This window comes from Candidatus Defluviilinea proxima, assembly GCA_016721115.1.
Lineage (GTDB): Bacteria > Chloroflexota > Anaerolineae > Anaerolineales > Villigracilaceae > Defluviilinea > Defluviilinea proxima.
The window spans coordinates 1,410,520-1,433,337 of the sequence record JADKIW010000001.1 but is presented as its reverse complement, the minus strand read 5'-3'; the positions used below and the strand labels follow the sequence as shown (position 1 = coordinate 1,433,337).

19 protein-coding genes are annotated in these 22,818 nt (G+C 47.9%); 14 read left to right on the top strand and 5 right to left on the bottom strand.

The annotated features are described in order from the left end of the window. Positions 1-12 precede the first annotated feature (12 nt). A complete protein-coding gene (locus tag IPP66_06795) occupies positions 13-1,332 on the top strand; it encodes a hypothetical protein (protein ID MBK9924986.1) in 1,320 nt (439 codons plus the stop codon). A 109-nt stretch (positions 1,333-1,441) separates the two neighbouring features. Here the strand turns inward: IPP66_06795 and IPP66_06790 are convergent, their stop codons facing one another. Further along, positions 1,442-2,479, bottom strand: a complete 1,038-nt coding sequence (locus tag IPP66_06790; protein MBK9924985.1) for an SIS domain-containing protein — start codon at positions 2,477-2,479, stop codon at positions 1,442-1,444. A 376-nt stretch (positions 2,480-2,855) separates the two neighbouring features. Between IPP66_06790 and IPP66_06785 the strand changes: the two genes are divergently transcribed. The 4 genes from IPP66_06785 to IPP66_06770 all read left to right on the top strand — a co-directional run bounded on the left by IPP66_06785 (position 2,856) and on the right by IPP66_06770 (position 7,423). Next, positions 2,856-3,875 (top strand): ATP-grasp domain-containing protein, encoded by a 1,020-nt coding sequence (locus tag IPP66_06785; protein MBK9924984.1) that lies wholly within the window; start codon positions 2,856-2,858, stop codon positions 3,873-3,875. Between the two features lie 121 nt (positions 3,876-3,996). Continuing rightward, on the top strand, positions 3,997-4,848 hold the full coding sequence (locus IPP66_06780) for a pyrroline-5-carboxylate reductase (GenBank protein ID MBK9924983.1): 852 nt from the start codon (positions 3,997-3,999) through the stop codon (positions 4,846-4,848). After that, positions 4,845-5,378: a transposase gene (locus IPP66_06775; GenBank protein MBK9924982.1), complete on the top strand. Its 534-nt coding sequence runs from the start codon at positions 4,845-4,847 to the stop codon at positions 5,376-5,378. Before IPP66_06780 ends, IPP66_06775 begins: the two co-directional genes overlap by 4 nt. 32 nt (positions 5,379-5,410) lie before the next feature. Further along, entirely contained in the window at positions 5,411-7,423 is a 2,013-nt protein-coding gene (locus tag IPP66_06770) for an ABC-F family ATP-binding cassette domain-containing protein (protein ID MBK9924981.1), read from the top strand. Between the two features lie 82 nt (positions 7,424-7,505). On the opposite strand, the gene IPP66_06765 is transcribed toward IPP66_06770, so the two are convergent. Continuing rightward, entirely contained in the window at positions 7,506-10,388 is a 2,883-nt protein-coding gene (locus tag IPP66_06765) for a tetratricopeptide repeat protein (GenBank protein MBK9924980.1), read from the bottom strand. Between the two features lie 76 nt (positions 10,389-10,464). Here IPP66_06765 and IPP66_06760 point away from each other — a divergent pair, with 76 nt between their 5' ends. Next, positions 10,465-10,815 carry an IS1 family transposase gene (locus IPP66_06760; GenBank protein ID MBK9924979.1) on the top strand — a complete coding sequence of 117 codons (351 nt, stop codon included), beginning with the start codon at positions 10,465-10,467 and terminating at the stop codon, positions 10,813-10,815. A gap of 5 nt (positions 10,816-10,820) precedes the next feature. Further along, positions 10,821-11,207 carry an IS1 family transposase gene (locus IPP66_06755; GenBank protein ID MBK9924978.1) on the top strand — a complete coding sequence of 129 codons (387 nt, stop codon included), beginning with the start codon at positions 10,821-10,823 and terminating at the stop codon, positions 11,205-11,207. On the opposite strand, the gene IPP66_06750 is transcribed toward IPP66_06755, so the two are convergent. Beyond that, complete coding sequence (locus tag IPP66_06750) at positions 11,098-11,379, bottom strand: toll/interleukin-1 receptor domain-containing protein (GenBank protein ID MBK9924977.1); 282 nt, start codon at positions 11,377-11,379, stop codon at positions 11,098-11,100. The two genes, IPP66_06755 and IPP66_06750, sit on opposite strands and share 110 nt — an antisense overlap. 250 nt (positions 11,380-11,629) lie before the next feature. On the opposite strand from IPP66_06750, the gene IPP66_06745 reads away from it, so the two are divergent. Together IPP66_06745 and IPP66_06740 are read left to right on the top strand one after the other, a co-directional pair. After that, entirely contained in the window at positions 11,630-13,876 is a 2,247-nt protein-coding gene (locus IPP66_06745; protein MBK9924976.1) for a GAF domain-containing protein, read from the top strand. A 49-nt stretch (positions 13,877-13,925) separates the two neighbouring features. Beyond that, the gene (locus tag IPP66_06740) at positions 13,926-14,945 is read left to right on the top strand and encodes a nitrogen fixation protein NifH (GenBank protein MBK9924975.1); all 1,020 of its coding nucleotides are present in this window, start codon (positions 13,926-13,928) and stop codon (positions 14,943-14,945) included. A 112-nt stretch (positions 14,946-15,057) separates the two neighbouring features. Here the strand turns inward: IPP66_06740 and IPP66_06735 are convergent, their stop codons facing one another. Continuing rightward, positions 15,058-15,531 (bottom strand): GyrI-like domain-containing protein, encoded by a 474-nt coding sequence (locus IPP66_06735; protein MBK9924974.1) that lies wholly within the window; start codon positions 15,529-15,531, stop codon positions 15,058-15,060. Positions 15,532-15,620: 89 nt separating this feature from the next. On the opposite strand from IPP66_06735, the gene IPP66_06730 reads away from it, so the two are divergent. Continuing rightward, positions 15,621-16,601, top strand: coding sequence for a WYL domain-containing protein (locus IPP66_06730; protein MBK9924973.1), 981 nt, complete (start codon positions 15,621-15,623; stop codon positions 16,599-16,601). A gap of 76 nt (positions 16,602-16,677) precedes the next feature. Here IPP66_06730 and IPP66_06725 read toward each other — a convergent pair whose 3' ends face one another. Next, positions 16,678-17,367 carry a metal-dependent hydrolase gene (locus IPP66_06725; protein MBK9924972.1) on the bottom strand — a complete coding sequence of 230 codons (690 nt, stop codon included), beginning with the start codon at positions 17,365-17,367 and terminating at the stop codon, positions 16,678-16,680. 135 nt (positions 17,368-17,502) lie between these two features. On the opposite strand from IPP66_06725, the gene IPP66_06720 reads away from it, so the two are divergent. The 4 genes from IPP66_06720 (at position 17,503) to IPP66_06705 (ending at position 22,814) form a co-directional block, all read left to right on the top strand. Next, positions 17,503-19,404, top strand: a complete 1,902-nt coding sequence (locus IPP66_06720; protein MBK9924971.1) for an NAD-binding protein — start codon at positions 17,503-17,505, stop codon at positions 19,402-19,404. A 75-nt stretch (positions 19,405-19,479) separates the two neighbouring features. After that, positions 19,480-21,456 (top strand): flotillin family protein, encoded by a 1,977-nt coding sequence (locus tag IPP66_06715; GenBank protein MBK9924970.1) that lies wholly within the window; start codon positions 19,480-19,482, stop codon positions 21,454-21,456. 178 nt (positions 21,457-21,634) lie between these two features. Further along, on the top strand, positions 21,635-22,210 hold the full coding sequence (locus tag IPP66_06710; protein ID MBK9924969.1) for a sigma-70 family RNA polymerase sigma factor: 576 nt from the start codon (positions 21,635-21,637) through the stop codon (positions 22,208-22,210). Beyond that, a complete protein-coding gene (locus IPP66_06705) occupies positions 22,203-22,814 on the top strand; it encodes a zf-HC2 domain-containing protein (protein MBK9924968.1) in 612 nt (203 codons plus the stop codon). The genes IPP66_06710 and IPP66_06705 overlap by 8 nt, the downstream gene beginning before the upstream one ends. The last annotated feature ends 4 nt before the right edge of the window (positions 22,815-22,818 follow it).

Sequence of the window (22,818 nt, the reverse complement as noted above, 5' to 3'; positions counted from 1 at the left end):
ATTAAAAATCACATGACAAAACGCATATGGGATTTTAATCTTGATGGCAATATACATGAAGTTCAACTGAAGTTTGGTCTGTTTTCAGGGCGCCAAATTTGGCTGGACGGTGTCTTGATAGAAAAGGGGCGTAATTTTTTTGAATCTGGCTCAGAGTATTATTTTCCCGTTGATGGCCATGCAGCTGAAATTGGAATTATATCGACAATGACTGGTTACAGATTTTATCTTCGCATCGATGGCGAATTTGTGTCATCAAGGGGGAATGAACATAAAAAAGCTGGCGAACATACGGCCAAAAGGTTTACGGAACTTCAAAAATGGATAACTTTTGGAAATAAATATGGATTGCAATACCTTCCAACACCAAAACAACCGTTTGCTTTTCAACATCGTTTCATTGGTTATATCAATAACTTTCTGACTGTCATTGCCTTTGGGCATCGAGAATCTGCGGGCAATTCAATTCCTGGTTTTTATATTCTTATTCGCCATGCTCCCATTGACTTTGAAACAGCAAAAGAGATAAAGAACAATGAAGAAGTCAAGAAAACTCTAAAGGAAATGAAAATCCCTGTGGAATGGCTTGAAATAACCTCAGAGTTCTCCAGTCTCTTTGTCAGTTTGGGGATTAAGAAGTCTGGTGAATTCTTAGCCATCGAAAAACTTTTATCATTTTTCCATATCCTTTCAAAAAAAGTGCGCCCATCTATAGCGGACAAGTGTGAAGGCACTAAATGTGCATCTCCTTATTACAAGGATTTGATACTGACTTTGATTAATGGGACGCCTTTTGCAATGTGCCGTGAGTGTATTGATCGCATTGACGATATTGCAAAGAAGGCTGAAGAAGAATACAAAAAACAACCTGACAACCTTCAAAAAGGTGTCTTGTATGGCCTAGTCGCGATGGTGATAAAAACAATCGTCTGGGCATTGGTTCTCATTTTCCTTGATCGTATAGGTGCGGCCTTTGCCATTTTGATTTTCTTTTTCATCGTCAAAGCAATGGATTATGCAGGGACAAAACGAACTTTCAAGAGTCTCCTTGTTGCCAGTTTATTATCGCTTCTTGGTTCCATTGTAGGCACATATTTGGGTATAGCAGGGTATTTGTTGAGGGATGGTACGCTTGAACCCACAATTAATGAACTCATCAAGTTGGCCCAAATTCTCATCGAAGAACCTGAAATGATAAATGAAACGATAGTTTTTGCTCTTGTGGGGCTCATACCGTATTTGTTTATAACGTGGAATACTAATCGAAAGAACCTGAACCTGTACTTTAAACCCAATGTCGAATTAATAGAAAATTTTAAATTGCGAAGATAATCAGCACGTCAATCAAAACTTATAAAAACTCCACGCGGTTGGGCGTGGAGTCAGGTTTTGGAGCGGAAGTCTGCTCGAAAGAACCGTTATAGGCTGTCGATTCCAAAGCTTAGTGCGTCTCTGTCACCTTGGTGATGTTGCGCGGCGCTTCCGTGCTATAGCCTTTCACTTGCGTGAGGTGGCAGGCAAACAATTGAGCGGGGAGAATGCTCACAAGCGGGGTCAGCCATTCGGGCGTCTGAAGCGGGAGTTGGATCGGGGATTGGGCCAACGTGAGCGTATCCGCATCATCAGAGAGAATCACGAGTTCGGCATTTTTGTCCCGACGTAAACGCGTCAACATCTCGACCATTGAGTTGTGTACTTTGCCTTTGGGCGCAATCGCAAGGACGGGGAATCCACCTTCCACCATCGCAATAGGACCATGTTGAAAATCGGCGGAAGAATACGGCTCGGCAATAACGTACGTAAGTTCCTTGAGCTTGAGCGCCCATTCGAAGGCGGTGGCGTAGTTGAAGCCACGCCCCAGCACCACACACTGACTCATGTAACGGTAGCGTTGAGTCATCTGCGCGATCTGTTCATCGAGGGCAAGCGCCTGTTGCGCCAATTGGGGAACAGACGCAAGTTCGTTCCAACGTTCGTTTGAATTTTCGAGTGCAACAGAAAGCATGGCAATGGCCATGAGTTCGGTCGTGTATGTTTTGGTCGCGGCAACGGCCTTCTCTGCGCCCGCTTGAATATCAAGGACAAAGTCTGCGGCTTTAGCAAGCGGCGAATCAGGGATGTTGGTGATGGCGATCGTAAGACAATTTTGTTTACGTCCTTCTTCCAACACGCTGACGATATCCGGTGATTGTCCCGATTGCGACACACCAATGACCAATGCATTCTGAAGTTTTGGTGGTTTTTGATAATACGTAAACAATGAGGGCGTCGCCAACGCAAGCGGAAGTCCATTATGTGCGCCCCACAGATAATTGGCATAACGCCCGGCGTTATCAGATGTGCCACGTGCGGCAAGAAACGCATATTGCACATTACGTGATTGAATGGCTTTCGCGATTTCGATCACAGTTTGTTTTTGTTTATCCAACAATGAAGCGAGTCTTTCAGGCTGTTCGAATATTTCTGAATGAAGTGTCATAGTTTCCTCTTCATTGATTTTACTTCGTCTCATGATATTCGCTAAGATGATTATTTATGACGATCAACAACATGTACACACATCATCAAAACACTATATCGCGATTCTTATGTACACATACATCACAACATATCATTCATCAATGATTCGTTGAATAATTTATTTGCAAATTTTAAAGTTACACAACACTGTAAAACCCTTTACATAAACAAATAAATAGATACAATCTATATAGTTGTATGATATTGATACATGATTTAAAAATATTTTTGAATCAATATAAAATAATTTTTTCAATACATACAACTCGATCAGTAACACGCAATGCCAGTTGACAAATCATTCTGATCGATCGAAGCAATGAAAAGGACTCGACATGTATATCTGTGTTTTATCAAGTGTTCCAGACGATCCAAACGATAGCCCATACGATCCGTCGCCACACATGAATGGATTCAAATGGAAACATCATCGCGTGCATCCAGTTAATGTGGAAAAGCAGATGCGCGATCTCGTGAATGAAGGAGTCGATGTGTTCGTCAATTTATGCGACGGCACACCAGACGATGCTCTTTCAGGAGTTGGGCTCGTACAACTCATGGAGAAAATGGGACTTGCATTTACCGGTGCTGATTCGAAATTCTTCGATCCATCCCGACAGGAAATGAAAGTCTACGCAAAGAAAGCCAATGTCCCTGCACCGAATTGGGCCATGGTGGACCGTGTGGAAGAAGTGGAACGTGTTGCGAAGAAATTGCGCTACCCCGTTCTCGTCAAGCCGCCGCATGGATATGCCAGCGTTGGCATCACACGCAAATCACGCTGTGAGAACGTTGAACAACTCAAGGAACAAGTCGCGATCGAGATCGAACAGTTCGGACGCGCTCTTCTCGAAGAATTCATTGAAGGCCGTGAGTTCACCTGTTTGATCGCGGAAAATCCCGAAGACGCAAAGAATCCCATCACCTTCAAGCCCGTGGAATTCATCTTCCCTGAAGGCGAAACCTTCAAACACTATGACATGAAGTGGGTTGATTACGAGAGGATGTCTGTTGCGCCGGTGGATGATGCAAAGATCGAAAAGACATTGCGCGAGCAGACCGCCCGCATGTTCAAAGCCATGAACGGCAACGGCTACGCCCGCTGTGATTACCGCATGGATGCCGATGGCACGATCCACATGCTTGAGATCAACCCGAACTGCGGTATCTTCTACGCACCGCATGAACCCGGTTCCGCAGATTTCTCATTGATCAAAGATCCGATCTATAACCACCACAAATTCCTGAATCTGATCATCCACTCCGCCAAGAAGAGACAGGAACGAATACTTGCCGCAAGAATGAAGAAGCGACAGGTCAAGAAGCAAAGCGCCGAGCAGATGGTTTACGCATAGCGCAATAGCTAGTTATCAGTAAACAGTTTGAATGAGCGGACGAAATGTCCGCTCATTTGTTTATAATAGGCGATGAAACTCGTTAGAAAGCGACTATCGCCCAATTTCATTGGAGGACTTTATGCTTAACAAAAAGATCGCAGTCATCGGCCCCGGCGTTATGGCAGAAGCCATGATCGCAGGGTTATTACGAAAAAAATTATCGAAGCCTGAGAACATCACAGCATCTGGCCCGCGCGAAGAACGTGGCACAGAGCTACACAAGAAATATGGGATCAAAACAACAACCGATAACTCGTCTGCTGTTTCGCATGCAGATGTGGTTGTGCTGGCCGTCAAACCACAACGTCTCACCGAAGTGATGAAGGGATTGAAAGGCATTCGTCCCGATGCGCTGGTGATCTCCATTATTGCGGGCGCGAACATGAAAAAGATCGGCACAGGCTTGAAACATAAAGCCATCGTACGGTCCATGCCCAATACGCCCGGCCAAATTGGCGAAGGTATCACGGTCTGGACTTCATCCAAAGAAGTGACTGAAGAACAACAAGAGATGACGCGGGGAATCCTTGGCGCTTTGGGTGATGAAGTCTTCGTGGAAGATGAAAGCTACCTCGACATGGCAACGGCTCTTTCTGGATCCGGGCCTGCATACGTGTTTCTATTTACCGAAGCCTTAATTGACGCCGGTGTTCATATGGGATTTCCCCGCCGCATCGCGGAACAACTTGTTTTGCAAACGATCAAAGGATCCGCATCTTATTACGAACAAGCAGCTCGACATCCCGCCACCTTGCGAAATCAAGTCACCTCCCCCGGCGGGACATCTGCCGAGGCGTTGTATTATCTCGAAAAGGCAGGCTTCCGCACGGCCATCTCACGTGCCGTCTGGGCGGCGTATCAGCGCTCACTGGAATTGGGCAAAGAGAAACCCGGCCATATCCCGGATGGACATATTGATGAAATGGAATGAAATTCGATCCCAATAAACATCATCGTCGATCAATCCGATTAAAGGGATTTGATTATGCTCAGTCTGGCGGATATTTCATCACAATAGTTACGTATCATCGCGACTTGTTATTTGGGGAAGTCGTAAATAAAGAAATGCGATTGAATGAATTTGGAAAGATCGCAGACGAATGTTGGCGTGCCATTCCTGAGCATTTTCCAAATGTGGAATTAGGTGCATTTGTGATCATGCCAAAACATGTGCATGGGATTGTCGTCATCAACAACGATGGTAGGGGCACGATATATCGTGCCCCTACGCAGGAACAATTCCAAAAACCTGTGAAAGGTTCAATTCCAACAATAATCCGAACTTTCAAATCCGCTGTTACACGTCTTATCGGACGTGAACACAATGCCACGGGTATCTGGCAAAAGAATTATTACGAGCACATCATTCGCAATCACGAAGATTGGGATAGAATCCATCAATACATCAAATCCAATCCGTCCATGTGGGCGGAGGATGAAGAAAATCCATTGAAAATGTAAGGGCGCAATATATTGCATCCAGATTAAGCATAATGTCACTCATCACTGTTTCCTCCCTCTCCAAATCCTTCGGCGCGGACGATCTGTTCGCGGGCGTTACGTTTACCGTTGCCAAAGGTGCACGTCTTGCCATCGTTGGCCCCAACGGCATCGGCAAGACGACTCTGTTACGCATCATCATCGGACAGGAAGAACCTTCAGGCGGGACGATCACGCGCGCGAAGAGTCTTCGTGTTGGGTATCTCTCTCAAGAAGCGGACTTCGCTCTCGAGGGCGTGCTGTGGGATGTATGTCTCGAGCCATTCGCGGACCTCATCCGCATGCAAGGAGAGTTGGAAAAGCTCGAAGCTGAAATGTCAGACCCATTAACCCGCGACCAGGCCTTGGTCAAATATGGAAGCGTGCAACATGAGTTCGAACGACGCGGCGGGTACATGTATCCCATCAAGATCAAGCAAGTGCTCACAGGCTTGGGATTTGGCGAATCAGAATATCACATGTCGCTCGATCATCTCTCGGGCGGACAACGCACGCGCGCGCATCTGGCACGTCTGTTGTTGTCGAACCCTGATCTGTTGTTGCTCGATGAGCCGACCAATCATCTCGATATCAAAGCGGTCGAATGGCTTGAAAGTTATCTGACGCAATGGGAAGGCGCGGCGATCATTGTTTCGCACGACCGTTATTTTCTTGATCATGCCTGTAATGCATTGCTCGAGATGGCGATCAACGGCTCGGAATATTATCGCGGCAATTACACAACCTATTTGAACGAGCGCGAGATCCGTTGGGCGCATCGCTTTGAAATTTTTGAAAGTGAAAAAGAAAAACTTCTCAAAGAAGTTGAGTACATCAAGCGCAACATTTCTGGGCAGAACACGTTGCAAGCCAAGGGCAAACTCAAACGGCTCACGCGCGTTGTGCAGGCGATTGAGCAAGTGGGCATGGACGCGGTCAATGCGAATTGGTCGCAGTTGGATATTGAAACAACACAATCGCCATTCAGCGTGGAAGAAGCCGAGCGTCGTGTGCGTGGACTTCGACCTCCGCAACGCGTCACGCCCGACCTACACCTGCATCTGCGTTCGACGAGTCGTTCTGGCGATCTCGTGATCCGCACGAAGGAACTGAAAGTGGGCTACCCCGCTGAAAATGGGATCCCTGAAAAATTTTTATTCTCCTGTCCTGACATTGAACTAAGACGACAGGACTGCGCGGCATTGATCGGGCCGAACGGCGCGGGCAAATCGACGTTCCTCAAGACGATCCTCGGCTCTCTCTCCCCGTTGGCTGGTGAAGCGATTCTGGGAGCGAGTCTACACGTTGGCTATTTCGCCCAAGCCCACGAGGGACTTGACCCCGAGAAGACAATTCTCGAAGAGATCTCAGCGGCCTCTGGCATGTTGCCGTATCAGGCGCGCGATTATCTCGGCAAATATCTCTTCTCCGGTGACGACGCTTTCAAACTTGTGTCCATGCTTTCCGGCGGCGAACGCGGACGTCTTGCCCTCGCCAAACTCGCATTGCAAGATACAAACCTGCTCCTGCTCGACGAACCTACCAACCATCTCGACATTACTTCGCAGGAAGTCCTGCAAGCCGTATTGGATAACTATCAAGGTACGATATTGCTTGTCTCTCACGACCGCTATCTCGTGGATGCACTCGCGACTCAAATTTGGGAGATCAACCCCGATGAATCGCAAATGGTCGCGTTCAACGGCACATATTCACAGATGAAAGAGGAAAGAGAGAAGGAAGCGGAGCGGTTGGCGGCTGAGCAGTCTCCAGTCGCCCAGTCTCCGGTTGCCAGTGCGCGAAAGGGGAAGAACGCCACAACGAAAGAGGAAAGAAGAAAGATCGCCGATCTGCAAAAGTTGGAGAACACCATTGCCGAACTCGAAGCGACGCTGGCGAATCTTTCCACGCAGTTGGAGAGTCCGTTTGTGAAGCCAGAAGAAGCTGGGAAGTTGGGCATCGAGTACGAACGTGTGCAAAAAGAAATGGATGGCCGACTCGCAGAATGGGAAAAACTTCAGGCATGACCATGGATGATAGACGATTGACGATGGTCTGTTGTCCATAGTCAATCGTTTAAAGCGAACGAGAGAGGATGCGTGGGTGAGTTTAATTCCTGCCTTCAATTACAGGTCGGAGCTCAACCAAAACACCATCTATATCGATCTTGGCAAGTTCATTGAATATTCTCAAGGTGCGTTTTGTTATTCCTACAGCATTACCTGTGATATCTCGCGCTCTACGAAATGCATCTTTAGCGACAAAAAAATTATTTTTATCCTCAATCAATCCCAACCCGCATAGTGCCAAGGCTTTAGCATCAATTGCATCATAATATTCTGGAGTTTTTGAAAGAATTACATCGGCTTGTGCAATAGCCTTTCTGAAGGACGGTCCAGAAGATGTTGTATCACCAAGTCGTAAAGTAATGATACCCTGCAATGTAGAAATATTGTGGTTATTTATTATTACATTAAACATCTGTGCTGCTTTGACAGTATCAAGTGCCTTCTCTAAATTATCTTGTAAAAGATAAGCTTGTGTTAATCCCCACCGTGCATAATTTGAAGTTTGAGGGAAATTAATTTCATCACTTATTTCAATTGCCTGTAAGTAAGAGACGATAGCATCCGGAATATTGCCTAAATCAAGGAGTGTATCTCCAATATTTTCAAGGCTAATGGATATCCCTTTCCTATATTTATATTCTTTTTGAATCACCAATTCTTGTCTATGATATTCCAATGCTTTTTGCGCATCACCAAGATCTCTATGCACAACTCCTAAGTTACCTAAATCATCTCCTTCTCGAAGCTTCTCGTTACCAATTTTCTTTGTAATAGTCCAAGCCTGTTCGTAACATTCAAGAGCTTTACTAAATTGTCCAAGATCGCTATAGGCGCTTCCCAGACCAGAAAAAGTTGCCGATTCGCCCCTTAGATCCTTATCTTCCTGATCTATAAATAGCGCTTCGTTATAAACCATAATAGCTTCTTTTATTTCGCCAAGCTCTATATATGAGCTGCCTAAATTCCCCAAGAAGGCGCTTTCCCAGTTACGGTTTTTCAATATACGACTAATACTTAATCCTTCTTGATAATACTTGATGCCTTCTTCAATATTCCCGATTTCGGGATAAGCTATGCCCAATGCATTTAGAATGCTTAAGCGAAGAACAGCATCTTTTATTTTATCCTTCACTCGCACGCAAAGATCAATTATTAAGTATGAATGTCCCCATACAAATAAATAATCAAAGTACAGTTCTTTTAGAAGAACTGCAGCAGTATCGTAATCTTCAGCCATACATAGTAAATCAAATTCTGCTAATTGCGAATTCAAATCATCTATTTTTTTCCATTCCTGTTTCGGTTTTCGCGCCTCTGCATAATAATCTGCGGCTCTTAACAACATTGCATCCTGATTCCAAATTCGACTTCTTGCACCTTTGCCTATATGATCGGAACTTTTTTCAGCAGGAATACGATTAAAGGCATATTCTCTATCTGTTGGATGTAGATAGAATCGACCAGCCTCCCGTCGAGCAAAATGCATGCCAACTAAACGATTTAGAATTGGAGAACTATTTATACCTGGAATATGAAACTGCAACAAAAAATCTACTGCGGCTGGCGGTACAGGGCGATTGTATATTGACAATGCTTGCATCACCTTTTGGCTGTTTAGGTCAAGGCGACTAAACGCCTCGCCTACCAAGCTTTCAACCACTGTATCAGGCAGTTCAACAGCAAGAAGCTCTTCAATACTTGTGTAACGATCAACTGAAATAATAGCAAAGAGCGCCTCTAAAGCACGTGGGTAACCCAACGTTAGCATTCTGGCACGATCAAGTTGTTCATCGTTTGCATCTCTAAATCCTGCTCGTCCATCGCTGTCCATCGCGCGTAAAATATTTTCAGCGTATGGGGACTTTAGCCCTTCATCTAAATGCAAGGGGATATTACGACTTGGTTCTATAAGTGATAAATCTCGAGCAGGAACTCGCGTAGTAATAATTATCTTGATGGAATGTTGGGATGCAAGAAGAATATTTTCAAGCAATTCTTTCAATTCCGAATCAACAAGATTTCCTGTTTCAGTATCGACGAACAGCTCGAAATTATCCAGTAAAAGAACTACAGGATCTTTTTGGAATTCATCAAGAAGCAAGCGTACTTTATCTCCAATTGAAACTTTAGGCTGACGATACAATGACTCCAATCTACTTGCTATTTCTGATGGCAGCAATTGAAGTAAATCAGCATAAATATTTGGAACATTAACCTTGTGGCTGCCAATTTCACTTAGATAAATAATTCCATCCGCTTTTGCTTCACCAAGATCATTTGGGAAATTCCCCTTTTCCAAAGCTTTCAAAAAATAACACGCAAGAGCAGTCTTTCCGCCTCCTGCTCTCCCAACAATGGTCAATATACGTTGATGGCCATTCTTAATAAAATCTGCAAGTTGTTGAATTTCAAATTCTCGCCCCTGAAAATAATCGGGAGGATTAAAGGGAAGAGGATTAATGAATTTAACTTTCGATTCTATTGGTATAGGTTGCTTTGATTGGCGTTCAAGTTGAATCCCGTCATCAATGTTTCTTCTGGTTTGTCTTTCGGCTTTTTGGGGATTCTTGACAATCAATTCTTGTTGACGCAAGTTGGCATTTAGGGCATCAATTTCAGCTTGAATCCTAAGCTCTTCTTCTTTGTTTTTCGCACGTTTGAGATCACGTTGGGCATCACTCAATCTACTCTTAAGTTCAAGCCTGATACCTTCTGGTGAATCCAATCGGCCAAGATATTGACGAAGTTTTGCAACTCCTGAATCGAAATTAGAACTAAAATCTATCCATTGGCGGCTACCAAGTGAAAATGGAACTTCGATATTCAAATCAAGTCTAATAGGTACAACTGGTTTTTTATATCGTAGGGCATAAGTCCATTCTTGTTTACAAACTGAATTAGGTGTCACACTATCTTCAGTCATCACAAACAACAAACACTTACAGGATTTGATAGCATCTGAGAGTCCCTAACATCAAAAACAGAATAAAATCAGAGGCATGAAATGTCCAAAATGTCAGGCGAACTGGAAACAGTACAAAGCAGGCTTTAATCCGTCAGGCAGCCAGCGTTATCGATGCGGTGAATGCAACCGAGTGTATACACCGAAGCCAATCCAACACGGTTATCCCGAAGCAACCCGTTTGTTGGCAATTCGCATGTACGTGGAAGGTAGCAGTTTTGGCTCGATTGGCCGAGTGCTCAAGGTCAATCCACAAAGTGTTGCCAATTGGGTCAGCCAGTACACTGCCAAGCTACCTAATGCTCCCGTGCCAGCCAAGGTCAAAAAGGCTGAACTGGATGAGTTGTACACCTTCATCGGCAAGAAAAAAACGAAATCTACGTCTTGACGATTGTGGATCGAGACACACGTTGTGTTCTAAGCTGGGATGTAGTATTGGAAAGAACTTCTGAAGCCTTGCAAGCTTGCCTGGAACGGGCACCCCAAGCCAAACGATATTACAGTGATGCTTTTCCTGTTTACGATACCTTGTACTATGGCGCACCTTATGAAATGCGAACCGACAAACACGAAACCTATTCTGTCGAAGCCGTCAATGCGGACTTGCGCCACTACCTGAAACGACTGGCTCGTAAATCCAGATGTTTCTCAAGAAGAATGCAATCGCTAGCTAAGAACCTGCAACTCTTTGTGTATTGTTACAACCACAGACAATTGACCAAGCGCCGCTTCCCAAAATATGCTTCTCACTTGATTGACTTCGTTTGTCCTCTATCTTAGGTACTCTCATAGCATCTGCTATTTGTTCATCCCAATCCTCAGCAGGGTTTAAATCATCTTTATCGAACCAAGTCGCAATATAAGGATGTCCACCTTCAAGTGTATTAACCAGTTGACGCGCGAAATCTAACCCATCGGCATTCGAATAACTTATGAAACAATGATCAGACATAAACGATCCCCTTTCATAGTGGATTACGGCAATTATATACTGAGAACGAACAAGGAAAATTGCAACTCTTACGAATATTGTAAAATGCTATACTATTCCTAGATACGTGGGATATCCTTCATCAAAAGGAGCCACACATGTCTTGGAAGAATTAACTGCGAAGCGTCCCTGCCTCACATCCTTGCAAGGAAAAATAAACCTAACAATATTAATCTGCCCCCTACGCTAGTTTAAGAGTAATATTATCGCCATGAAAGAGACCTCCACGGGATCTTCCTGGAGAAAACCAGACTCCAGATCCTTTATTGATCAACTCTGGCGTTGGTTCATTGCCCCCTCATCAAAAATCACAGAACCCGACCAACGCCGTCAAGCGTCCCTGCTTTCCGGGTTTCTGGTTGGCACCATCCTGCTAGCCATCACGATAGAACTAATAACGGTCACCTTCATCGAGTGGGAAAATTACACAGGCTATCGTCAAACGATCATCGTTGCCATCGCCATCAGCATCGTCTACGCAATAAGCCGCACACATCACATCCGGTTAGCCGCCATCCTGACCGTCCTCATTGCCCAAGCCGGGCTGTACTTCATCGGGTGGTCAGACCCCAGAAGCGTCATCACCGGCATGTTTGATTTCATGATCCTGCCTCTTTGGTTGGGGAGTATTTACCTTAGGATGAGACAATTGGTCATTCTCATCGTGATCAATCTGACATCGATCCTGATATTTCCCCTCCTGACAACACGCGTCACACTGGACCAAATGCTGGTCGGCCCCTTCAGCTTTATCCTCGCTACATCCATTCTCCTCATCATTATTACACGTCATCGCAACGGCCTCGAAAAAGACCGTCAGACCGAGTTGGTCGTAAAAGAACAAAAGAGTCAACATGAGGCCGCACGAGCCGAGGCCCTACTCCGCGTGGCATCGCGCCTGAACGCCCAACTCGCCCTCGATCCCTTACTGACCGCCATCAGCGAAGAGATCAAACACGCGCTCAATACACCGATCTCATTGGTGGCCCTCTACGACCCCAAGCGAGATGTCCTATATCCCGCCGCAGGGTCAGCGATCTCAACCGAGATGATGGCAGGCATAGTACCGCTCCCACGGAATGAATACAACCTCATCATCGGCAACCTTGGAAAAGTCTTTGCAGTGCCCGATCTACAGGAAGGCAAACGTCGTCCCTACATCGAACAATTCAGCAAGCTGGATATGTACTCCATGGCCTTTGCCACGATGTCGTATGAGCATGAACTGATCGGCAGTTTAGCCACCTTCACAGTAGGTGAACGCCGCGAGTTCACCAAAGATGAGTTGCTCCTACTCAAAGGTCTGGCAGACCAAGCCGCACTGGCGATCATCAATACAAGACTCTACAACGATTCCACCCGCAGATTGGAACATCTTCAGGCCCTGAGAGCCATAGATATCACCATTGCATCCAAACATGATCTGCAAGAATCGCTCAAGGTGGTGATCGACCAAATCACAGAACAACTTAAAGTAGACGCCGCCGCGATCCTGCTCGTGAACAAAGACAAAGATCAACTTGAATTCGGCGTTAGCCACGGCTTCAAGAATTCAACGGTTCAATACACCACCCTACGTCTGGGAGAAGGCATGGCAGGGCGTGCGGCCCAACAACGTCAGGTGATATACATCCCTGATATAAAACGTGACCCGCAGGGACTGGTCAATGCTTCTGAATTGACAAATGGAGGCTTCAATAGCTACTACGCAACACCTCTGATCGCTCAGGGAGAGGTCAAAGGTGTTCTTGAAATCTTTCATCGCTCACGGATTTCCCCCGATAGCGAATGGCTAAGCTTTCTGGAAATGCTTGCAGGGCAAGCCACCATTGCCATTGAAAGCGCCACGTTATTTGAAAATCTACAACACACCAACGAAGAACTCCTGAAAGCGTACGATGCGACCATCGAAGGCTGGTCACATGCTCTCGATCTGCGCGATAAAGAAACAGAAGGACACACTCTGCGCGTCACCGAACTCACAGTGGAATTGGCCCGGGCCTTCGGGTTCAACGGTAAGGAATTAACGTATGTCCGTTGGGGGTCTTTGCTTCACGATATCGGCAAGATGGGCGTCCCAGACCACATTCTCTTCAAGGAAGACCAGTTGACCGATGAGGAATGGAACATCATGCGTCAGCATCCAATACATGCGCACAACATGCTTCGTCCCATTCAATACCTACGCTCCGCTCTTGATATCCCTTATTGCCACCACGAAAAATGGGATGGCACAGGCTATCCACGCGGACTAAAAGGGGAAGAGATCCCCTTAGCCGCCCGCATTTTTGCCATAGTGGATATCTGGGATGCGCTCACAAGCGACCGTCCCTACCGTGCCGCATGGTCGCATGAAAAAACATTGGCCTATATTCAAGAGAAGATCGGCAGTCACTTTGATCCACATGTTGCAGAGGTCTTTATCAAATTAATGAACGAGAGGCCGATCAAGAAATGATATACTGATTCCAAGCATGGGATATCCGTTTCCCGTAAAGGAGGCACACATGTCTTGGAAGAATCAACTACAAAGCGACTCTCTGCCGTGGTTGTTGGAATCTGCTAACCCCGGTGTTCGTTATCTCGCGATGCGAGATCTGCTTGACCTTTCCCCTGATGACAAACAATTGAAAACGGCACGCAAGTCCGCGCACAAGGAGGGGCCGATCGCGCATGTTCTCTCGAAGATGAACGAGGAGGGATGGTGGCAGAGAGCAGGGACGGGCTATGGGCCAAAGTACAAGTCCACGGTGTGGGCGTTGATCTTGTTGGCACAGTTGGGTGCGTCCGTGAAAGAGGACAAACGCATCAAGTTGGCTTGTAAATATTATCTCGACCAAGCACTGACCCCCGGCGGACAAATCTCTGCGATGACAAACGCTTCTCCATCAGGGACAGTGGATTGTCTGCAAGGGAATATGCTTTGGTCATTGAAAGAGTTGGGCTACGAAGACAAGCGCATGGACAAAGCTTATGAATGGATGGCACGCACAACCACAGGCGAGGGCGTCGCGCCGATGAAGGATAAGCATGCCGAGGTCCGGTATTTCGGAGGGAAGTGTGGTCCAAACTTTGCGTGTGGAGCGAACAACAAACTTCCATGTGCGTGGGGTGGGGCCAAAGTTTTATTGGCGCTGAGTCAAATTCCAGTTAAGGAAAGAAGCGTGCTCATTGAGAAGGCGATCCAACAGGGCGTTGAATTTTTCTTTGGTGTGGATCTGTCTACAGCAAACTATCCAAATGGCTGGGCAGAAAAACCGAGCGGCAACTGGTGGAAGTTCGGCTTTCCCGTTTTTTACGTCACCGACCTTTTGCAGATCGCAGAGGCGTTGGAGCGATTGGGATACGGCAAAGATAAACGATTGAAGAATACGATGGAACTCATCCGTTCGAAGCAGGATGCAGAGGGACGCTGGCCGTTGGAATACAATTACGATGGCAAGACTTGGATGCGGTTCGGGAAGATGAAAGAGCCGAATGAGTGGGTCACGTTGCGGGCGTTGAAGGTATTGAAGGCGGCAAGTTGAAGGACTTGACCTCGGCAAATGCTGAGGTTTTCTTTGGTCTTTATAAAAAATTTTGCTTCGCAGAATAAGTAAAGAGACTGTCGCTTCAATAAGGCGACAGTCTCTTTATATGTTATTCCATGATCGGCAAGTGCAGATCAAGCGTAAAGGGCTGATCCCCACCCATTGCGCCGAGGGAACCAATGTGTTCCTCCAGCCACTGGTGCCGCCCATGACGATACTTGCTTGCTTCCATCCACTTCACCAGTTCCTGCCAGGTGCGAGGGATATCATCGCCCGGTTCCTTCACTTCGATACGTGTCACCGCATACAGACCGCCGGGGAATTCAATAATGCGTGCATCACCATTTTCTTGAACTGATCCATCCACTGTGATCCACACATCATAGCCATAGTTCGGCGAACCGGGAGAAGGGTCAGGGTTGTTATACCCGAACAGACGATACGGCTTGCGAAGCAGATCGTGTGCCTCTGCCCATATCTTCATCTTATCGAACGCCATTCCCTCCGGCCCCTCCCCGAAACCATTGACACACGCCACCCGCATGGCGGGCAGTTTTACAACACGAACATTCATGTCACTCATTTTCACTCCGTCTCAAGTTTTATTATCTTCGAAGATAGTCACATCTTAGCAGAAGTACCTGACATCTTATGTCAGGAATTCCTGCTACAATGCAAATCATGCGAGCCGATAGATTACTCTCCCTCTTGATGCTTCTCCAGACCCGTGGGCAAATGTCCGCGCAGGAGTTGGCGGATGAATTGGAAGTCTCCGAACGGACCATTTACCGGGATATTATCGCCCTCTCGACCTCCGGCGTCCCGGTCTACGCTTCACGCGGACCTGGAGGCGGGGTGAGGCTGATCGAGGAATATCGCACCACACTGACAGGTCTCACGCCAGACGAAACACGCGCTCTGTTCATGATGAGCATCCCAGCACCGGTGATGCAACTCGGCATGGGAGAAAAATTCAAAGGCGCCCTGTTGAAACTTTCCGCATCCCTGCCTGATGCACACCGCGCAGACGAGATTCGTACACGCCAGAGAGTCCATTTGGATTCATCGTGGTGGTTCCAATCGGACCAGAATGTCCCTTGCTTACAGACCATTCAGCAGGCCTTGTTTCAAGACCGCCGCTTACGCATGAAAGTTCGCTGGGTGTTTTTCAATACAGAGTTTGAACAGGATGCTGAGCCATACGGCCTGGTTGCAAAGGCGAACGTCTGGTATTTGGTATACGGTCGCGGAGGGAATCCGCATGTGGTGCGCGTTTCACAGATCATCGAAGCGGAATTGACGGCAGAGATATGTATCCGCCCGCCCGGTTTCGACCTTGTTGAATTTTGGGAGGGTTGGTGCGATGAATACGAATCGCATCCGCCATTTATGGCGAAAGTGCGGGTTTCCCCGGAAGCCATCCCTCTGCTTGCAGAATATGTTGGTGATCGCGCACGTGGACAGGTTGCATACAGGCATGTCCCTGATGCCGACGGCTGGGTGACATTCGATCTGCCATTCGAATCATTCATTACCGCACGTTCGCACTTGTTAGGGCTGGGGCGTGCTGTGGAGGTATTGGAGCCAGACACATTGCGGAAGAGCCTGGTTGACTTTGCAGAACAGATCGTGGGGTTTTACAAAACCAAATAGTGTGAAGCCCAATCAACATATGAATTAATCAAAAAGACCGGGGCAGTTGTCCTCGGTCTTTTATCTTTGGCCTACTTTACACCGAATAACTCTCCCCCGGTTTCAAGATCACAGCTTTTGTCTTCGTCTCTTTTTGCACACGTTCAGCCCATGCGTTTGCATCCTGCGCGATCAATCCCCATGTGTTGTAATGGATGGGGATGACTGCCTTCGGTTGCAACATCTTGACCGCACGCAGTGCATCATCGGGACCCATAGTGTAGTTATCGCCGATAGGGATGACGGCTAAGTCGAGTCCTTCTTCGCCGATCAATTTCATATCACCGAACAAGCCCGTATCCTGTGCAAAATAGATTTTCTTTCCATCGTTTGTGGTCAGCAGAAACCCGCAGGGATTTCCACCGTTCGAACCATCGGGCAAAGCGGAACCATGTAAAGCCAAGGTCAACTTCAAATACCCGAATGGATGTTTGAAGCCGCCGCCGATGTGCTGGCCGTGCGTCTTTTCCAGCCCATGTTTCTCTTCAAACCAACCTGCGATCTCGAAATTACTGATGATAGTGGCGCCGGTCCGTTTGGCGATGGAGGCTGTATCACCCACGTGATCGCCATGTCCGTGGCTGACGAGGAGATAGTCTGCCTCAACAGTTTCGGGGGAGATCGGTGAAGCGGGGTTTCCATCAAAGAAGGGATCAATGATGAGTTTATAGCCACCAGTCTCGAGGCCAAGGGTGGAATGCCCATACCAAGTGAGTTTGTTTGTCATACGAGTCTCCTTTTATACATGAGGGGTTACCCCAACTTTATAAACAAGTATAGGCAGAATCAAGTAGGAGTCAATTCCTGTTGGCAAGTTGAATGAAAAAACCTATAATCAACCCAAATTACCCTTGGAGGCTTTATGAATCCCACATTTCGGCAACGTGTTCGCTATCATTTCGATAATTTGATGTCACGCGGCACGCCAGCCATGATCGGCATGTTGTTCGTACTTTCGCTGACTGTTGTGCTCATTGCGGGCGCAGTCATTTCAATCATGGGGTTTGTGCAAGAAGGCGAGACCGGGCCTCTCTCGTTCGGTGAAGCCGCATGGGAAAGCCTGATGCGCACGCTCGATTCCGGCACAATGGGCGGCGATACCGGCACCGGCTTTCGTGTGGTGATGTTATTCGTCACACTCGGTGGTGTATTTGTCGTCAGCGCGTTGATCGGCGTGTTGAATAACGCCATCGAAGGCCAGATGGAACATTTGCAAAAGGGACGTTCGCAGGTACTTGAAGAGGGGCACACACTCGTGCTTGGTTGGTCGGCACAGATCTTCACTGTATTGAATGAGTTGATGACCGCAAACGAAAACCTGAGCAAGGCGCGTATTGTGGTATTGGCCGATAAGGATAAAGTGGAGATGGAGGATGAGATCCGGGAGCGGGTTGAAGTTAAAGGAAAGACGCGCATCATCTGTCGCAACGGAAGCCCCATTGACCCGAACGATCTCGAGCTTGCGAGTCCGCATACCGCAAAATCCATCATCGTTCTGCCGCCCGAAAACAGCGACCCCGATACCGATGTCATCAAGACCGTGTTGGCAATTACGAACGCATCGAATCGCCGCACCGAGCCATATCACATCGTCACACAGATCAGGAAACCTGAAAACATCAACGTTGTCAAAATGGTTGGGCGAAACGATACCATTCAGCCAATCCTCACCAACGACTTGATCGCGCGTGTAGTAGCACAAACATCGCGTCAATCGGGACTTTCGGCGGTATACACCGAATTGATGGATTTCGGCGGCGACGAGATCTATTTCAAGCCTGAGCCTTTACTCACAGGGAAGACCTTCGGCGAATCTCTTTTAATGTATGAAGATTCGTGCGTGATCGGCCTGCGCAAGAATGATGGGAAAATCCTCCTCAACCCGCCCATGGACTCACGCATCGAAAGCGGCGACCAGGTCATTGCCATCTCTGAGGACGATGATACGGTTCGCCTCTCTAACCTCAGCTCGCTTCCTCTCAAGGAAGCTGTCATACGCTCAAGCCGTGTCCCCGTCAAACCCCAGCCTGAAAAATGTCTCATCCTCGGCTGGAATCGCAGTGGCGCGATCATCGTGCGTGAGCTTGATAACTACGTGCCTAAGGGATCAATGATCACCATTGTGGCCGATAACTACGGCATCGGTGCACAGCTCAAAGCTCAGGGCATTCAACTGAAAAATCAAAAGCTGACCGTGAAGGAAGGCGAAACCACAGACCGCACCATGCTTGATGAACTGAAAGTGGAAGATTACGACCACGTCATTGTGTTGGCCTATAGCACACTCGAAGCACAGGAAGCCGACGCGAAAACTCTCGTCACGCTTTTGCATCTGCGCGATATGGTCGAGAAAGATGCGACGCCGTTCTCCATCGTCAGCGAAATGCTCGACTTGCGGAACCGCGAACTCGCCGAAGTAACCCAAGTTGATGATTTCATCGTCAGCGAACACCTTGTCAGCTTGATGTTGACCCAGCTTTCTGAAAACGCCGAACTGTTCGACGTGTTTACAGATATTTTCGACCCCGATGGCTCTGAGATCTACCTCAAGCCCATCAGCGATTACGTGGAAACCGGTGTACCCGTCAACTTCTACACAGTGGTCGAGGCCGCCCGCCGTCGTGGAGAGACTGCCATTGGTTACCGCCTCGTTTCTGAGGCAAAGCGCTCTGGCAAATCTTACGGTGTGCACACAAACCCGCCCAAATCGCAAGAGGTCATATTTAGCTCCAACGACAAAGTGATCGTGCTTGCCGAGGAGTAGTTCCTCCGTACTACGCAACCCCATTCGGCAGTCATCGTATAAAGAATGGTACATTGAGACACTAAGGAGGTCCAAATGACTGGCATAGTAATAGCGTTTTTATTGTTGCTGGCAGGTATCGGTATTTTGATAATCCTGTCAGGTATTCGCTTTATCCCCAACACCCGTATTGGTATTGTGGAAAAACGATTTAGCATGAACGGTTCGATCAAGACCGGTTTCATTGCATTGAACGGCGAAGCAGGCTTCCAACCAAAGGTTCTACGTGGTGGTTTGCATTACCTGATACCCATTCAATATGTTGTACGGATGGCACCACTGGTGACTATTCCACAAGGCAAGATCGGCTACATCTTCGCCCGTGACGGCAAGATGCTCGAACCCACCCAAGCCCTCGCTTCCAACGAGGTAGCCTTCGATTTTCAAGATGTGGAAGGCTTTCTCAAGAACGGCGGTCAACGTGGACCGCAACGCCGCACCCTGCGTGAAGGTACATACGCCATCAACCTGATGCAGTTCATCGTATTGACCGATGAACGCGTCTATTCCCTGCCCCTCAGCCGTGAAGAGCAGGAGATCATCAATCGCATGGCGCAAGTGATCACAGAACGTGGTGGCTTTGTCCCCGTCATCATCAAAGATACCGACGACAAGATCGGTATTGCCACTGTCCACGATGGCCCATCACTAGGTCAGGGTGAGATCATCGCCCCAGTGGTTGGCGATGACCCGAAAGACGCCGAAACATATCACAACAAATTCCAGGACCCTGATAAGTTCCTCAAGGCCGGCGGTTTCCGTGGCCGTCAGTTGCAAGTTTTGGTAGAAGGTACCTACTACGTCAACCGCTTGTTTGCCACTGTTGAGATGATCCAAAAGACGATCATCGAAGTAGGTAACGTAGGTGTCGTGGTCTCCTATACCGGTGAGACCGGTGAAGACCTCTCAGGCAAGGAATATCGCCACGGTGAATTGGTGGCACGCGGTAGGCGTGGTGTTTGGGAAGAGGCGCTCCTGCCCGGCAAATATCCGTTCAATACATATGCCGGTAAGGTTGTTTCCGTCCCCACCACCAACTTTATCCTCAAATGGATCCGCAGTCAGACGGGTTCACACAAGTTTGACGAGAACCTGAGTGAAGTATCGCTCATCACCAAGGACGCCTTCGAACCGTCCCTGCCGCTCTCGGTGGTCGTGCACATTGACTATAAAAAGGCTCCGTTGGTCATCCAACGCTTCGGCGACATCAAACGTCTCGTCGAACAAACGCTCGACCCGATGGTGGCGGCCTACTTCAAGAATATCGGTCAGACCCGCACATTGATCCAACTCTTGCAGGAGCGAAGTTCCATTCAACAGATCGCCAGTTCAGAGATGAAGACAAAGTTCGAGCACTACAACCTTGAATTGGAAGAAGTGTTGATCGGTACGCCGTCTTCACAGGCTGATGATGTGCAGATCGAAACCATCCTCACGCAGTTGCGCTCGCGCCAGGTCGCTGAAGAGCAGGTTGAAACATACGGCCGGCAGGAAAAGGCCGCGCTCAAGGAACGTGAACTCCGCGAGGCGGAATCCCGCGCTCAAATGCAGACAAGTATGACGCAGGCTGAGTTGAACATTGAAATTCAAACCAGTCAGGGTAAAGCGGAATACCAACGCTCCATCCAACAGGCCGCCCAGATCCGCGCGTTGGCAGAAGCCGAAGCCGAAAAAATCGCCCGCATCGGTATCGCGCAAGCTCTCGCCACCGAGGAACAGGTCCGTGCGTACGGTGGACCGCAATTCCAGGTGACGCAAACCGTGCTCAATCGCTTTGCTGAGGCCATCGAGAAATCGAAAGTGGATGTGGTGCCCCGTGTAGTTGTAGGGGCCGACAAGGAAAGTGGCTCCGGCAACATCATGGAAGCCTTACTCGCCATGCTACTCTCCGACCGTTTTGGTGCCCTCGCCAACGAGACCCAAGGCACACGTTCGGAAGAAGCCGAACAGTTGCGGTCTGAGATCCGCAAGGGAATGACGGGCAAGACAGATAAAACGGATAAGAAAGTGTAAAACCAGAAGGGCGACCTCACAAGGGTCGCCCTTTATTTTTCGAATAAAAGCAGGGGGGTAACGTTAAGATAATGTCCGTCAGGCTAAAAAAAATAATCGACGAAAACCGAATAAAGCCAAAGGGTTTTGCGTTAAGATAATAGAAAGAGCAAGTAAATCCAGAAAGGTTTGTCTCGCGGTGGCTACTGTTTACACAACGAACGAAGCACAACTTATAGTACAAGCGCAAAATGGCGACCGAAATGCCTTTAGCGAATTGGTCCGCATCCACGCGCAGGGTGTGCTGAATGTTGTCTACCGCATGTGCGGCGATATGTTGATCGCAGAAGATGCATCACAAGAGACCTTCATCCGCGCCTGGCAAAACTTATCGTCCTACCGTCCGCATATGCCTCTCCGCAATTGGCTGTATCGCATCGCTTTCAACGCCGGGATGGATATGGTCCGCAAGAACAAGCGCATCATGCCCGACGATATCGACGAGATGCCCCTAACCGATGGACAGCCCGGCCTTGAAACTCTCGTATCGCAAAACGAGCGGACCGCTCTGGTACAACAGGCGATCATGGCACTGCCTGATGCAAGCCGCGCAGTGCTGGTGCTGAGAGAGTACGAAGGTCTTTCATATCAGGAAATTTCATCAACATTAGATATACCGGTTGGAACTGTCATGTCACGTTTGAATTATGCAAGGAACTTATTGAAATCGAAATTGAAACCGCAATTGTCTTTATTGGAGGCCGAACATGTCTAACCACGTCACTGAATGGTTGAACGCCTATCTCGATGGAGAATTGAAAGGCAGACATCTTCAGCAAGTAGAGGAACATCTCGCTGAATGTGAGATCTGTCAGGCAGAATTCGAGTCGCTACAGGGACTATCGGCACTGTTGCAAGAAGCGCCTGCGCCGCAGTTCGTTTCACACGAACGGTTTGTCTCACAGGTGAATCTACAGCTCCCTCAGCGAAGAGCTCCGGCAACGGAGCGCCGCAGTCCTTTTGATATAAGCTGGTGGCTGATGCCAGTGGGACTGTTGATGATCTGGGTCTTTATCAGCACAACCACGGTTGTTAGCAACGTAGTTTCTGTAGCAGATGCTATCGGATTACTGGATAAGACAACCGCCTCACTCGTCTCAAGTTCATCTGAGGCAAGCACCTGGACAGCAACAATGGGACAGGTCGGTGTGTTGCAAGGCGATAGCCTGCAATGGGCTGAGAGGTCTGAGAGTTATACAAGAAGTGTGTTCCCGCAACTCGTTTTACATCTCGCAGTTGCAGTTTTATACCTCGCATGGTTTGCAGTTTGGTGGGCACGTCATACGCGTCAGGTGAATGGCCAACCCCTCGAAGGCTGAGACA